The organism is Roseibium marinum, from assembly GCF_002906165.1.
GTDB lineage: Bacteria > Pseudomonadota > Alphaproteobacteria > Rhizobiales > Stappiaceae > Roseibium > Roseibium marinum.
The window spans coordinates 337,784-351,510 of record NZ_PPCN01000003.1; the positions used below are offsets into that span (position 1 = coordinate 337,784).

15 protein-coding genes are annotated in these 13,727 nt (G+C 62.5%); 5 read left to right on the forward strand and 10 right to left on the reverse strand.

Annotated features, from left to right (window positions below):
* The first annotated feature begins 346 nt into the window (after positions 1–346).
* The 3 genes from CLV41_RS10610 to CLV41_RS10620 are packed head-to-tail and all read left to right on the forward strand — an operon-like array spanning position 347 to position 3,221.
* Positions 347–1,372: an ABC transporter permease gene (locus tag CLV41_RS10610; protein WP_103222288.1), complete on the forward strand. Its 1,026-nt coding sequence runs from the start codon at positions 347–349 to the stop codon at positions 1,370–1,372.
* Positions 1,369–2,565 carry an ABC transporter permease gene (locus tag CLV41_RS10615; RefSeq protein ID WP_103222289.1) on the forward strand — a complete coding sequence of 399 codons (1,197 nt, stop codon included), beginning with the start codon at positions 1,369–1,371 and terminating at the stop codon, positions 2,563–2,565. Before CLV41_RS10610 ends, CLV41_RS10615 begins: the two co-directional genes overlap by 4 nt.
* Positions 2,566–2,609: 44 nt before the next feature.
* Positions 2,610–3,221, forward strand: coding sequence for a class I SAM-dependent methyltransferase (locus CLV41_RS10620; protein ID WP_208987428.1), 612 nt, complete (start codon positions 2,610–2,612; stop codon positions 3,219–3,221).
* Positions 3,222–3,291: 70 nt separating this feature from the next.
* On the opposite strand, the gene CLV41_RS10625 is transcribed toward CLV41_RS10620, so the two are convergent.
* A complete protein-coding gene (locus CLV41_RS10625; RefSeq protein WP_103222291.1) occupies positions 3,292–5,472 on the reverse strand; it encodes a glutamine synthetase III family protein in 2,181 nt (726 codons plus the stop codon).
* Between the two features lie 544 nt (positions 5,473–6,016).
* Positions 6,017–6,304 (reverse strand): DUF1330 domain-containing protein, encoded by a 288-nt coding sequence (locus CLV41_RS10630; protein ID WP_103222292.1) that lies wholly within the window; start codon positions 6,302–6,304, stop codon positions 6,017–6,019.
* Between the two features lie 88 nt (positions 6,305–6,392).
* On the opposite strand from CLV41_RS10630, the gene CLV41_RS10635 reads away from it, so the two are divergent.
* Complete coding sequence (locus CLV41_RS10635; RefSeq protein WP_208987429.1) at positions 6,393–7,292, forward strand: LysR family transcriptional regulator; 900 nt, start codon at positions 6,393–6,395, stop codon at positions 7,290–7,292.
* Between the two features lie 18 nt (positions 7,293–7,310).
* Here CLV41_RS10635 and CLV41_RS10640 read toward each other — a convergent pair whose 3' ends face one another.
* From CLV41_RS10640 to nthA, 4 genes are all read right to left on the reverse strand, one after another.
* Positions 7,311–7,763 (reverse strand): methyltransferase family protein, encoded by a 453-nt coding sequence (locus tag CLV41_RS10640; protein WP_103222293.1) that lies wholly within the window; start codon positions 7,761–7,763, stop codon positions 7,311–7,313.
* 1 nt (position 7,764) lies between these two features.
* Entirely contained in the window at positions 7,765–8,097 is a 333-nt protein-coding gene (locus CLV41_RS10645) for a nitrile hydratase accessory protein (RefSeq protein ID WP_103222294.1), read from the reverse strand.
* Positions 8,098–8,158: 61 nt separating this feature from the next.
* Positions 8,159–8,818 (reverse strand): nitrile hydratase subunit beta, encoded by a 660-nt coding sequence (gene nthB, locus CLV41_RS10650; RefSeq protein WP_103222295.1) that lies wholly within the window; start codon positions 8,816–8,818, stop codon positions 8,159–8,161.
* A complete protein-coding gene (gene nthA / locus CLV41_RS10655; RefSeq protein ID WP_103222296.1) occupies positions 8,815–9,435 on the reverse strand; it encodes a nitrile hydratase subunit alpha in 621 nt (206 codons plus the stop codon). Before nthA ends, nthB begins: the two co-directional genes overlap by 4 nt.
* Before the next feature lie 156 nt (positions 9,436–9,591).
* Between nthA and CLV41_RS10660 the strand changes: the two genes are divergently transcribed.
* On the forward strand, positions 9,592–10,107 hold the full coding sequence (locus tag CLV41_RS10660) for a peptide-methionine (S)-S-oxide reductase (protein ID WP_103222297.1): 516 nt from the start codon (positions 9,592–9,594) through the stop codon (positions 10,105–10,107).
* 231 nt (positions 10,108–10,338) lie between these two features.
* Here the strand turns inward: CLV41_RS10660 and CLV41_RS10665 are convergent, their stop codons facing one another.
* From CLV41_RS10665 to CLV41_RS10680, 4 genes are read right to left on the reverse strand one after another with little or no spacing between them, the layout of a single operon-like run.
* Positions 10,339–10,647, reverse strand: a complete 309-nt coding sequence (locus tag CLV41_RS10665; protein ID WP_103222298.1) for a DUF3088 domain-containing protein — start codon at positions 10,645–10,647, stop codon at positions 10,339–10,341.
* A gap of 35 nt (positions 10,648–10,682) precedes the next feature.
* The gene (locus CLV41_RS10670; RefSeq protein WP_103222299.1) at positions 10,683–11,450 is read right to left on the reverse strand and encodes a polysaccharide deacetylase family protein; all 768 of its coding nucleotides are present in this window, start codon (positions 11,448–11,450) and stop codon (positions 10,683–10,685) included.
* Entirely contained in the window at positions 11,447–12,601 is a 1,155-nt protein-coding gene (locus CLV41_RS10675; RefSeq protein ID WP_103222300.1) for a glycosyltransferase family protein, read from the reverse strand. The genes CLV41_RS10670 and CLV41_RS10675 overlap by 4 nt, the downstream gene beginning before the upstream one ends.
* Entirely contained in the window at positions 12,598–13,725 is a 1,128-nt protein-coding gene (locus CLV41_RS10680; protein ID WP_103222301.1) for a glycosyltransferase family 4 protein, read from the reverse strand. The genes CLV41_RS10675 and CLV41_RS10680 overlap by 4 nt, the downstream gene beginning before the upstream one ends.
* Positions 13,726–13,727: the final 2 nt, after the last annotated feature.

Below are 13,727 nucleotides of genomic sequence, written 5' to 3' on the forward strand. Positions count from 1 at the left end.
GCCCGGAGCGCAATGAGGCAGGGTTCGCGGAATTGCATGGATATTAAGCGGCGGCCGGTTCCGCCGCTTCAGCCTGAAACGTCCGCATCTTAAAACGCCTGCCGGGGAAAATCCGTACCGCGACGATTACCGTCGTTTTGGAAACGTCATACTGTCGAAACGGAATTTGACCTTTAGTGCGGGCTGCCTGAGCGGGATAAATCAGGATCAAATCGCTTTCGAATGAGGCCAGGAGAAAGCGGACAGGTTGATCGGTTGAAAAATGTTGGAGTAACCTGCGTCCGTTCGAGAACAGGTTGTTCCGGGGACTGCCCTGCGGACAAGGTCGGGGCAGAGGGGATATTAGGTGCTTTATTATATTTTTCGCCGGATATTGATGATGGTCCCGACGTTGTTGGTGATCAGCCTGCTGATATTCTTCATCATCGAACTTCCCTCCGGAGATTATATTTCCAACCAGATCGCGGCGCTGAAATCCACCGGCGAACAGTCCTCCATCGCCAAGCTGGAATTCCTGCGCAGGGAGTTCTCGCTCGACAGGCCGTTTTTCGAACGCTACTTCGTGTGGGTCGGCCTGTGGCCGGGACCGCACGGTCTGGACGGCCTCATCCAGGGCAACTGGGGCTGGTCGTTCGAGTTCGACAAGCCGGTCGACCAGGTTGTCGGCCCGACGCTGCCGCTGACCGTCGTGCTCAACTTCGCCACGATCCTCTTCGTCTATGTCGTCTCCTTTCCGATCGGGATCTACTCGGCGACCCGGCAATATTCCTGGGGAGACTACGGCTTCACGTTCCTGGGATATATCGGGCTGGCGACGCCCAACTTCCTGCTGGCGCTGATACTGCTGTATCTTTTCAATCTTTGGTTCGGCCTGTCCGTCGGCGGCCTGATGGCGCCGCAATATATCGACCAGCCCTGGAGCTTCGACAAGGCGATGTCGGTGCTGGCGCATCTGATCATCCCGACCATCGTCATCGGAACGTCCGGAACCGCCGCCATGATCCGGCGCCTGCGCGCCAATCTTCTCGATGAACTGCACAAGCAGTATGTCACCACGGGCCGGGCCAAGGGCCTGAAGGAAACCCAGCTTCTGATCAAATATCCGCTGCGGATGGCCATCAACCCGTTCATCGCCGATATCGGCAACCTGATCCCGTCGCTGGTCTCCGGCTCTGTGATCGTCTCCGTGGTGATGAGCCTGCCGACCGTCGGTCCCGTCCTGCTGTCGGCCCTGCAGTCGCAGGATCAGTTCCTCTCCGGCTTCATCCTGCTCTTTGTCGCGGTGCTCACACTGATCGGGATGCTGATCTCCGATCTGCTGCTGGCGGTCCTCGATCCCAGGATACGTCTCGGCGGGAGGGCCTCGTCATGAGCATGGACCAGAAAGACAAGAGCGCGAAAGACCAGACCCCGGCGCGGAATGTGGAACATTACGTCGATCCGGCCCCGTTCAATCCGGCCGTCACCGAGGAGATGACGGCCGCGCAGGAACGCTTCTTCCAGGCGTCCCAGTGGCAGATCATGTGGTGGAAGTTCAAGCGCCACAAGCTTGCGGTCTGGTCGGGGGTCGTCCTGATCCTGTTCTACCTCTGCGTTCCCTTCGCCGAGACGATCGCGCCCTATACGCCGAACCTGCGCGACAGCGACCACCTTTACGCGCCGCCGCAGCCGGTTCACCTCTTCCACGAGGGCCGGCTGGTCGGGCCGTTCGTCTACGGCATGACGTCGTCCCTCGACATGGAGACCCTGCAATGGGTCTTCACGGACGATACGAGCGATGTGCAGCGGATCCGCTTCTTCTGCGGCGGTGCGCCTTATGAATTCTGGGGGCTGTTCGACACCGGCTTTCACCTGTTCTGTCCGGCGGAAGGGGGAACGCTTTTCCTTCTGGGCACCGACAGGCTCGGCCGTGACCAGTTCTCCGGTCTTGTCTACGGCGCCAGGCTGTCGCTCACGGTCGGCATCGTCGGCGTGACGATCTCGATCGTGCTCGGGCTGTTCTTCGGCGGCATCGCCGGCTATTTCGGCGGCTTCCTCGACAACATGATCCAGCGGATGATCGAAATCATCAGGTCCCTGCCGGAACTGCCCCTGTGGATGGCGCTCTCGGCGGCGCTGCCGGTCACCTGGGGTCCGGTGTGGATCTATTTCGGCCTGACGATCATTCTCGGCCTGCTCGACTGGCCGGGGCTGGCGCGCGCGGTGCGCTCCAAGCTGCTGTCCCTGCGCGAGGAGGAATACGCCAAGGCCGCGGTGCTCATGGGCGCCAAGCCCGGCCGGGTGATCACCCGCCATCTGCTGCCCGGCTTCACCAGCCACATCATCGCTTCGGCGACCCTGTCCATCCCGGCGATGATCCTGGGCGAAACCGCGCTGTCCTACCTCAATCTCGGCCTGCGCCGTCCCGCCGTCTCCTGGGGCGTTCTCTTGAACGAGGCGCAGAACATTTCCGTGGTCACCGTCTATCCCTGGCTGATGGCGCCGGTGCTGCCGATCATTATCGTGGTTCTGGCGTTCAATTTTCTCGGCGACGGTTTGCGCGACGCGGCGGATCCCTATAAGTGATGCACTGAAAATCCATTCGTTCCGGCGGGCTTTGCGGCCCGCCTTTGCCGTCAGGAAACACCATGTCGAAAAACGCCACCACCGCCGAAGGCTGGGATGAGGAATACGAAGCCGGGCGCTGGGCCTTCCTGCGCTCGCTGCCCGAAAGTGGCCGCTACGGCATCATCGGCATGTGGCTCTCTCTGACCGGCGCCATGGACGAGGTTCTCGACATCGGCTGCGGCGAGGGGCTGTTGTACGAGCGCCTGCAGCCGATGGGCATCAAGCGCTATGTCGGCATGGATCTCTCCCCTGCCTCGCTCGAAATCGCCAACGTCGATCCAGCCATCGCGAGCTTGCGCGCCGGCGACATGCACACGTTCGAGCCAAAAGAAGGCGAAACCTTCTCGGCAATCGTCTTCAACGAGGTCCTGCATTTCGCCGAGGACCCGGCCGCCCTCGTCGCCCGCTATCGTCCTTTCCTGAAACCCGACGGCGTCATTGCCCTGTCCATGTACTCCCCCAAACGCCCCGAATCGGGCGCCAACCGCCTGATCGACGCCCTGTGGCAGGCAACCGACGACGCGGCGAAGTGGGACGTGCTCGACGACTACCGTCTGGTATCGGACAAGAAGGGCGTGACGTGGCGGATGCGGCTGGTCAAGCCGGTGGCGTGAGGGGCAGCACTGCTTTTAAGGCCTGTCCGGCGCGCACCGCCGCACAGGCCCAATTTCCGTTTCTCAAGTCCTACTTGATAAACAGCATTTCCTGATAGGTCGGCAGCGGCCACAGGTCGTCGGCCACCAGTTCTTCCAGCGCGTCCACGTAGCCGCGGACTTCCAGCATTTTCGGCAGCACCGTCTCCTTGATCATGAAGCAGTGGGCGGCGACGTTCTGTGCGTCGTGCTCGCTGGCCTTCAGGGCGACCAGCTCCGCGACGGAATCCTGAAGCTTCTTGATGAGGCCGGTCACCTTGGTAAGGGTGTCATGGTCCGCCTCGATGCCCAATGCCTTCAGGTTGACGAGGCTTGCCGCGAGTTCGCCCTGGTAGCGCACCGCCGCCGGGAAGATCATCGTCCTGGCCATTTCCACGACCAGGTTGGATTCGACGTTCACGCTGGCGATATATTGCTCGGAATAGACCTCGTAGCGCGAGTCCAGTTCGCGTTCCGACAGGACGCCGTATTTGGCGAACAGATCGGTGTAGGTCTGTTCCTTGATGACACCGAGGGCATCCGGCGTCGCGACAAGATTGGGAAGGCCGCGCTTTGCCGCCTCGACCTGCCATTCAGCGGCATAGCCGTCGCCGTTGAAGACAACGCTCGAACAGTCCTGCCAGACGGTCTTCACGTAGGCCGCAACGGCCGCGCCGAGCTTCTCCTGCGTACTGGTATCGGACGCCTCCAGTGCCGTTGCCGCTTCATCGAGCGCTTCCGCCATGATGGTGTTCATGGCGACCATCGGCCCGGCGATGGACTGGTTGGAACCGACGGCACGGAATTCGAACCGGTTGCCGGTAAAGGCCATCGGGCTGGTGCGGTTGCGGTCGCCGGAATCCTTCGGGATCTGCGGCAGCACATCGACACCGATGTTGAGCGGCGTTTTCCTGGAGGTCACCGGGCTGCCGTTGACGATGGATTCCATCACCTGGTTGAGCTCGGTGCCAAGGAACACGGAGAGGATGGCGGGCGGGGCCTCGTTGGCCCCCAGGCGGTGATCGTTCGAGGCGGAGGCGACGACGTTGCGCAGCAGCTTGGCGTGTTTGTAGACCGCCGAGATCATCGCGGCGCAGAAGACGAGAAACTGTGCGTTTTCCGCCGGTGTATCGCCGGGATCGAACAGATTACCCGCCTTCGGAGACCCCATCGAAAAGTTCACATGCTTGCCGCTGCCGTTGACACCGGCGAAGGGCTTCTCGTGCAGCAGGCACGTCATGCCGTATTTCTGGGCCACCTTCTTCAAGGTGGTCATGACCAGTTGCTGGTGATCCGTCGCGACATTCGCCATTTCATAGACCGGGGCGAGTTCGAACTGACCGGGGGCCACCTCGTTGTGCCGGGTCTTGGCCGGAATGCCGAGCTTGAAGCATTCGCGCTCGACTTCGAACATGAAGGCCTGCACACGTTCCGGGATGGCGCCGAAATAATGGTCGTCAAACTCCTGACCCTTCGGCGGTGGCGACCCGAAAAGGGTTCTGCCGGCAGCCAGCAGATCCGGGCGCGCGTAGAAGAAATGATTGTCGACCAGAAAATACTCCTGCTCGGCGCCGGCCGAGGAAGAGACAAACGGGCCATTGGTGCCGAAGAACTTCAGGACCCGCTGCGCATGTTTGTTGAGCGCCTGCATCGACCTGAGGACCGGCGTCTTCTTGTCGAGCGCTTCTCCGGTCCAGGAAACGAATGCCGTCGGAATGCACAGCGTCGTCCCGTTGGGGTTCTCGATGATATAGGCAGCGCTCGTCACGTCCCAGATCGTGTAGCCGCGCGCCTCGAAGGTCTGGCGGATGCCGCCATTGGGAAAGGAGGACCCGTCGGGCTCCCCCTGTATCAGCGCCTTGCCCGCGAAGGTGCCGATGGTTCCGCCGTTGCTGTCGGGATCGAAGAAGGAATCGTGCTTTTCGGCGGTCAGGCCCGTGAGCGGATAAAAGACGTGCGCGTAATGGGTCACGCCCTTCGAGATCGCCCAGGTCTTCATCGCCTCGGCGACGGCATCGGCCGTGTCGATGTCCAGGGGCTCACCCGATGTGATGGTGTTTTTCAGCGACTTGAAAATCGCCTTGGGAAGGCGCTGCTCCATCTCGTTCAGGCTGAAAACATTCTGGCCCCAGACGCTGCTGGTCGGGCTGGAAGCAAAATCGAAACCCGATTCAACCGGCGGTGTCGATGTGATCGTTGAAATTGCGCTTAGACGCGCTGCGTTTCCGCTCATGTTAATCCCCCAATGCGGTCCTTTGACCTCGGGAGTAATCGCAAGTTTCGTGCCACGTTATTGCGGACAAACCTCCGGTTTTTCGGGCCAACGACAGGCAAGCCGCCTAAAGAATGGACGATGGGACAAGGCTTTGCCCTCCGCGCAGGCAGGTGCGAAGGCAACAGGCGGAAATCGGACTTGGCACTTGCTCCCGTCTCCCCCCTTGAGGAGGAGATGTCTCCGACAGGAAACAGAGGGGCAGCCTCTCGGAATGAAACGGCTTTTCCGAATTCGCGGGACCGCTTCACCCCCCCTCTGTCCGTTTCACGGACATCTCCCCCTCAAGGGGGGAGAGGGGAGCAAGCGGGTATGGCTTTTGGAGCCGGAAGGCCTGGTGACTGCGAAAACGCATTGATTCCCAGCGCCTTATAATTGGTCGGCAGGGCTAAATCGGAGGCCAGTGGCCAGACCTCGGGCCGATAACGGCCGGCTCGAATGGGAATAATCGAGCCGACCGGAACACGTCAGCTTACGCAAACAAAAGCCCTGCCTCTCGTTCGCCTCAGCCCGGCAGCATGACGATCGTCGACTTGCCGCCCTTGTTGCGCAAGGCGTGCGTGGCGGCGAGCTCCGGGTCTTCCCGCCAGGCCCTGGCCGATTCCAGGTCGGGAAAGGACAGGAGGGCGGCGATGTCGGGCGTTTCGCCGGCAGCTTCCAGAACCAGCGGTTCCGGATCGACGGCAATCAGGCTGCCGCCGTGTTTGGCAAGCGCTTCTGCCGCCTTGTCGCGATAGATGCTGAGCGTTTCCCTGTCGGTAATCGTGATCAGCGCGAGGGCTTGAACTGTCATGTCGGTCTCCTTTTGAAATGACGTCCGCAGGCTACATCAGACGGGCCTTGCGAAAAATTCTTCAAATTCGGAAGGAAGATGTGCAAATATGCACAGCATGGATAACTGGGATGACCTGAAATTCGTGCTCGCGGTCTCCAAGGCGGGCAGTCTGGTGAAAGCGGCGCGGGGATTGGGAGTGACCCATTCCACCGTTTCCCGGCGCTTGTCGGCCTTTGAAAGACGCATGGGCACCCGGCTGTTCGACCGCCTCCCGGAAGGCTTCACGCCGACGGCCGCCGGAGAAGAGGCGATTACCGCCGCAAGGCGCATGGAAGCGGAGATCCTGGCGCTCGACACCCGCATCACCGCGCAGGATACCGAGCTTGAGGGCGTCCTGCGGGTCACAGCCGCCCAGCTCCTGTTCCAGGTGCAGCTCGCGGATATCATGAAGCAGTTTGCCGAACGCCATCCGCGCATCGAGCTGGAGATGATCGCGGCGAACGAGGTGCTGAGCCTTCACCGGCGCGAGGCCGATGTCGCCGTGCGCGTGACCAACAATCCGGACGCCAACCTCTTCGGCCGTCTGGCGACGGGGCAGCGCCGGGGATTTTACATGTCCCGCGACTTCGCGCGCAGATTCAGCGACACGCTGGGTGTCAGCCACGACCCGGCGCCGCTTGCCTGTGTCGCCTTCAAATGGTGGGGGCGGGGAGTTCCCAAGGATATCGCTGCCCGCTATCCGGGCGCTTATGTTTCCCTGGTCACGGACGACATGATCGCTCACTGCGCGGCGGTGAAGGCGGGCATGGGCATCGGGCGGCTGCCGTGTTTTCTCGGCGACCCGGACCCCGGCCTCATCCGCTTGCCCGGCCTCGAACCGGCGCCCTATTTCGACATCTGGATCCTGACCCATCCGGACCTGAAAAACGTTTCCAGGATACGCACCTTCCTGCGGTTTGCCGCGGACGCCTTCAAGGAAAAGAGCGCCCTCTACATGGGGGACTGACCCTCAGCACGGCGACCGTCAGATCCAGCGGCGCACCCGGCCCAGATAGTCGCGATAGGACGCGCCGAAGCGTTCGCCGAGCCGTTCCTCTTCGGGCTTGATCTGGAACTCGGTCATGTACCAGACGAAGCCCGGCACGATGATCAGCGCCGTCAGCGTTCCGAGCCACAGGGTCACCGCCAGCAGCAGCGCCAGGATGCCGAGATACATCGGATTGCGGGAGAACCGGTAAACGCCGTCGGTCACCAGTACGCTCGCGGTGTCCGGCGCCATCGGATTTGTCGTCGTCTTCCGCCGCCGGAAGGCCAGGATGGCCTGAATGCCGGGAACGAGCCCGGCGAGGACCAGCAGCACCGCGAACAGCCGTCTGCCGGGAAAGGCGATGCTCAGATGCGGCATCAGCCAGGCGCCCACCCACAGCAGGAGCGCTGCGAGCAGAAAGACGATGGCAGGCGGGACTTTCAATTCCATCTCAGATCAGCCCCTTGTCGAGTTCGATGGGCTGGCCATGAGGCGTCGCATGGGCGGCTTCCTCCCAAGCGTCCCTGAGGGCGGCCAGTTGCCCCCCGGCCGCAACGCCCTTGGCCGTCAGCAGGGTCTCGAACGCCGCCAGCCAATGGTCGTAATAGCCGGCATTTTCTCCGTCATTGGCAAGCTCCGCACCAAGGGCGTCCGTCCATTCCCTCCAGGAAAAGACACCGGCCTCATGGGCCTTCACGGTCATCGCGAACACCCTGGCTTCCCACGGCGCGCCGAAAACCGGGTCGCCATTCCGGTCGAAGGGCAGGTCCGCAAACACGTCCATTACCGATCCGGCATTCTCAGGCCGGGCATCCTTAGGCCGGGCATCCTTAGGCCGGGCATCCTTAGGCAAGGTCAAGATAAGGCTCCCAGAGATCGAGGCGCAAGCTCAGGTTCGGGTCGCTGTCCGGTCCCCAGATATCGGTGCCCTTGAAGGCGATGCCGTAGAGCCAGGCGGGCTGTTCGCCCTTGTCGTGGGCGTTGGCGTCGGGAAAGACATGGACGCCGTGGATGACTTCGATCCGCCCGGCAACGTCGCGGGCATAGCGGGGCAGACGGGTATGCGTTACCGGATGCATGCGCTTGGTGTGCACCCTGTCGCCCACCCGGTATCTGGCCGCCTGCTGCCTGGGCCGGTCAACCGGCGCACCTTTCGCCAGTACATCTGCAACGTCTTCCACCTTCAGCACCCGCTTGATGGGTTTGGCCGGCACCAGGACCTTTGCCTGCTTCAACTCCTCGTCGGTCGCCAGGCCGTGGGTAACCACCAGCCTCTCCAGGCCTTTGGTCCAGATCTCGTAATAGCTTGAGGACAGATAGTCGGCCGGATGCAGCGCTTCGCGGGCATGGCGCGAGGCATCGAGTGTCCATGTGCCCGTCGCGCCCATGGCAAGGGTGATGGCAAAGGCGCGTTCTTCCCATCCGGCGTGGAAATTCAGCTCGTCCTTTTCCGTTTCGATCGGCCCGAAGCCCATCTGGCCGCCAAGATCCTGGGCACCGTTCATGCGGTCGGCTCCTTGTGCAGCGGATCTATCGCCAGACCCGTGCCGATCATGCTGTCGCGGGTGACAAGCGCGGCAAGGCCGTCTTCGCTCCAGCCGTCGGTTCCAAGCGGCCTTTGCGGGATGACCAGATAGCGGACCTCCGCGGTCGAGTCCCACACCCGGATATGCTTGCCTTGCGGCAGACGGACGCCGAATTCCTCCAGAACCCCGCGCGGATCGCTCACGGCGCGCGACCGGTAGGGCGCGGATTTGTACCACACCGGCGGAAGGCCAAGCACGGACCACGGGTAGCAGGAGCACAGCGTGCAGACGACCATGTTGTGGGTTTCGTCGGTGTTCTCGACCGCCACCATATGTTCGCCCTGGCGCCCGGTGAAGCCGAACTCGGCAATCGCCGCCGTGGCATCCTCCAGCAGCCTGTCCCGGTACTCCGGGTCCACCCAGGTCCTGGCGACGACCGTCGCGCCGTTCTTCGGGCCGATCTTCGTCTCGTAGGTCTCGATCAGCGCCTCCAGAGCGGGCGGATCGATATAGCCCTTCTCGGTGAGCAGCGTCTCCAGTGCCCTGACCCGCAGCTCGATATCGGAAAGGTCTGAATGGTCGTGATCGTGTGACATGGGAACTCCATTGGCGATCCTGTAGTTGATCCTAGAATGACATGGAGACAGCGCCAAGGGGCGTGTGGCCGCAATCGGAAAATTTGCTCTGGGGGAATCTCCGCCAAGGCATTTTGCAATCGGCGCGGACACCGGCACACTTGCAAGAGAAGAAGAATGACCTCGGAGGCAATGGTGAAAATCGGGCTGGGCGGCGGGTGCCATTGGTGCACCGAAGCCGTCTTTCAGGCAGTTGCGGGCATTTCCAGGGTGGAACAGGGCTTCATCAGCTCCGATCCGCCTGAAGACAGCTGGTCGGAAGCCGTCATCGTCACCTTCGATCCGGCGGCGCTGCCTCTCGAGGTGCTGATCGAGATCCACCTGCGCACCCATTCCAGCACCTCTCACCACAAGATGCGCGGCAAGTACCGCAGCGCGGTCTATGTCTATGACGCTGGAACCGGCGTGAAAGTCGGTCGTGTGCTGCGCGCCCTGCAACGCGGCTTCGACGCCCCGCTGGCGACGAAGGTCCTGACCCTGACGGCCTTCAAGTCCTCCGACGAGCGTTTCCGCAATTACTACCTGAACGGCCCGGAGCGGCCTTTCTGCAAGACCTATATCGATCCCAAGCTGGCGCTGCTGAGGAAGGATTATTGCAGGGTTTTGCGGCATCAGGTCGAGGCGGCGGAATAACGCGTGATGCGGGGATGTTTGTTTCTTTGGCGTCGTTCTGACCTCGACGTCATTCCGGACCAGTGAGGCCGAGCCGAACGCAGATCCGGAATCCAGACATATTTCGCGCTGAAAGCGCGGCTTGTTGAAAGAATTGAGTTCGCTGCGCTCACGCCGACATCTGGATTCCGGATTTGCGTGCACCTTGGGTGCACTTGTCAGGAATGACGGGGGTCATTTATGCGCGGCGGCTCACGGATGCGGGTGGGGAAAGCCGTGGCGCGTGCTCAGGGCCTCCAGGATACCGTCCTTGTCATCGATGAACCCGCCCTCGGCCAAGACAAGGACCGGCAGGGACTGGTTTTCCTCGCCAAGAAGGTCGGCGATTTCGCGACGCGGTCTCGGCCAGGAGATCCGCCGGACTTCGATCCCGGCGGCAAGGCCAGGGAAGGAGGCGAGCACCCCTTCCAGCAGGGCGCAATGCCAGCAGTAGAAAGACTTGCCGGGATATGCCGGATCCTCGAAACCCGGCGCGAGGAGATAGAGTGTATCTTTCATTATGCTCCCAACTCCCCGTAAATAGCTGCGATATGCGATCAGGCCAGACCGGCAAACAACCCTCTCACTCCCGGCCAGTCCGCCCCTTCATGATGCGCGGCGATGGCCAGAAACTCTTCCAGGAATTCAAAACAGCCCTCGTCATGGGCGAGATGATGCGTCAGCAGCCCCAGCGGCTCAGGCCCCGTGTTGCGGCGGCGGGTGAGCTGCAGGTCGAAGCGCAGGCGGGCGCTTTCCCAACCGATGAAACGCACGTTCTTTTTCCATTTCAGAATGTCGACATGCGACTGGACCTGATGGGCACGCGGAAAATTGTGCCAGGTGAAGGTGGAAAGACCCGGCAGGCCGATCTCCGGCAGACGGCGGGAGATTTCCGCATCGATCCAGTTCCACGGCGGAACCATGGCGGGAATGAACTTGTCGCCGAACAGGGCTCCCAGCCGCGCCTTGCCATCTTTCAACTGTTCCATCAGCTCCTGTGGATCGCGGCGCGAACCGAGTTCGGCGGCCTTTTCACCGAGGTCCTTGCGCTGAAAGTTCCTGTGCTGCCAGCCGTGCTGCAGAACATGGGCATGCGGCTCGTTGCAAAGCCGGTCGGCCAGCGCTTGGGTGGCGTCCTTCGGGATGACCGCAAGGGCGATATCGACACCGTGCCGGCTGGCAAGGCCGAGCATGCGCTCAAGCGCCGGGGTCGGCTCAACCGCATCGTCGTCCCGCCACCAGAAGCGGACCTTGCGGTTTCGGTCCGCGAACCAGTCCAGATGGGCGGTCAGCTCGTCCCTGAAGCGTTCCAGTTCAATCGTCATCCCTTGCGGGCCTCCAGATCTTCCAGAAGGATATCGGCGCTCTTTTCCGCCCCGCCAAGCATCACCCGGTGGTGGCTGCGAGGCAGGGCGAGCGCGTCGTCGATGGCGGCCGCCAGCCTCTCCGGGGTGAGGCCCGCTTCCGGCACGACGATAGCGCGGCCATGGCTTGCCAGCGCCTGCGCCCGCTGGCTCTGTTCCGTCTCGTTGGCCTGGGCAAACGGCACGAACACTGCCGGAACACCGGCAATCAGGATATCGAGCACGGTATTGTAGCCGGCCTGGCTCACAGAAAGCCGCGCGCGTTTCAGCAGCTCGGGAAAATCCCCGCGGGCACGCTGCACGATCACGCCTTCGCCGGCGCTTCGTTGATAGATCGCAAAGGCGTCCGGCGACACATCGTGACCGATCAGGACCCGCCAGGGTGTGTCCTCCGCGCGTCTTGACAGCGGACGGGCGTCCAGGGCGGCCGACAGCAATCCTTCGGCGACCGCGCCTCCGCCGCAGGAGATGATCACCTCATCCTCGCCATCGCTTCCCTCCACAGCGGGGCGGGCGCCGCCGCCGACATAGCCGGTGTAGCGCACGAGAGGCGCGACCCGGTCCGCGAAGGGAAAACTATCGGCGAGCTGAATGAAATCCGGATCGGAATGGATCAGGATGCGGTCGTAGTATTTGAGCGCCTGATCCGCCATCCAGGCCTCTTTCCACAGTTCCTTCTTGCGCACGAGAATGTCGCGGATGGAGGTGGAGATATGCGGCGGCCTCGCACGGGCCCTGGCGCTTTCCAGAAGGGGTGTCAGCTCGAAATCCAGCTGGCGGCGGCCGAAGGGGTAGGTCTCCGTCAGCAGCAGATCGAAGTCCTTTGCTTCGAACGCTTGAATCGATGCTTTAACGCGGGCGGATTTCCAAGTTGCGTCAATAACTTCATTGTCCAAAGTAACAAGACGCTTGAAGGCCGCGTCCGGGCTCTTGCAGGCCGGAAGCTCGACGATTGCAAGTGGCCCCGTATCCAGCGTGGGCGGGATCCTGTTGCCGCTGGCGAGCGTCACCTCGACGCCTCTGGCGGCAAGCGCCTTGCCGATGCTTGCCGCCCGGACCACATGGCCGGTGCCCAGGAGATGCTGCACATGGATGAAGGCCTTGAAGCTCATGGAACGGCAGTCTCCGCGCGCGCTTCGTAGGTTTGCACGGCCTTGCGGACAAAGGCATCGAGCCGCGCGGCACCGGCCTCAAGCGAATGGCGGCTCTCGATATGCCGGCTGGCGGCATGCCCCAGGCGGTCGGCCAGGGAGGGGTCGTCAAGCACCCGCTCCAGATTGGCCGCGAAGCCGTCCGCATCGCCTTCCGCCGACAGGAGGCTGGTTTCTCCGTCGATGACGATATCGGGCACGCCGAACGTGTTCCCGGCGACAATGCCGATACCCGCGGCCTGGGCTTCCAGAAGGACAAGACCGTAGGCCTCGCGGATGGCGGGCCAGACGAGCAGGTCATGGCGGGCGTAGTGGACGGCAATCCGGTCCTCGGGCAGAGCGCCCAGCCAGGCGACCTTTTCCGGCGGGAACAGCTTCAGAACATGATCGCTGTTGGGCCCGTCGCCGATGATCGTCAATTGCCAGGACCTGTCCCGCAATTGCGCCAGCGCCTCGGCCAGAACTTCGTAGGATCTGGTCTTGTCACCTTCGCGCATCATGCCGACAGCCAGCAGCTTCAAGGGGAGTGCCGCCAGCGGCTTGGCGACCTCGGAGGCACGCCGGTAAGGAGCCGTATCCAGAAACGGCAGAAGCACCTCCAGACGATCGTCCGGAACGGCCGCGCTCAGGCACTGCGCGTCCGCGTTGTGGATCGCCGCAACCGCGTCGGCCCGCCGCAGCGCGGCATCGGCGGCGGCGAAACCGAAGGCCCAGTCGCCTTTTTTGCGCTTCGGGGCGCGGCTTGCCTCGACAATCGCATAGGGCAGGCCGAACCGGTCGGCCAGGGCAGGGCCGATCCAGTCCGGCGCCTTGTGATAGAGGTGATAGGTCAGAAACAGGTCCGGCCTGTAGCCGGTCCGTTGCCAGTCGCCGGCGATCCGCTCCGCGTCCCGCAGGGCGTCCGCCTTCACGGCTCCCTGAATGTCGTCGCTCCCGTCCTTGCGCCAGGAGCGGAAAGTGCTGGCGACGGTGACCTCATGCCCGGCCGCCTCCAGCGCCTTGACCATCAGGCGTCCCATCGTCCGGTCCCCGGAGGGCACGGGATGGTCCAGCGGTTTCATCGGAGCGGTAAAGGCGATCTTCATGA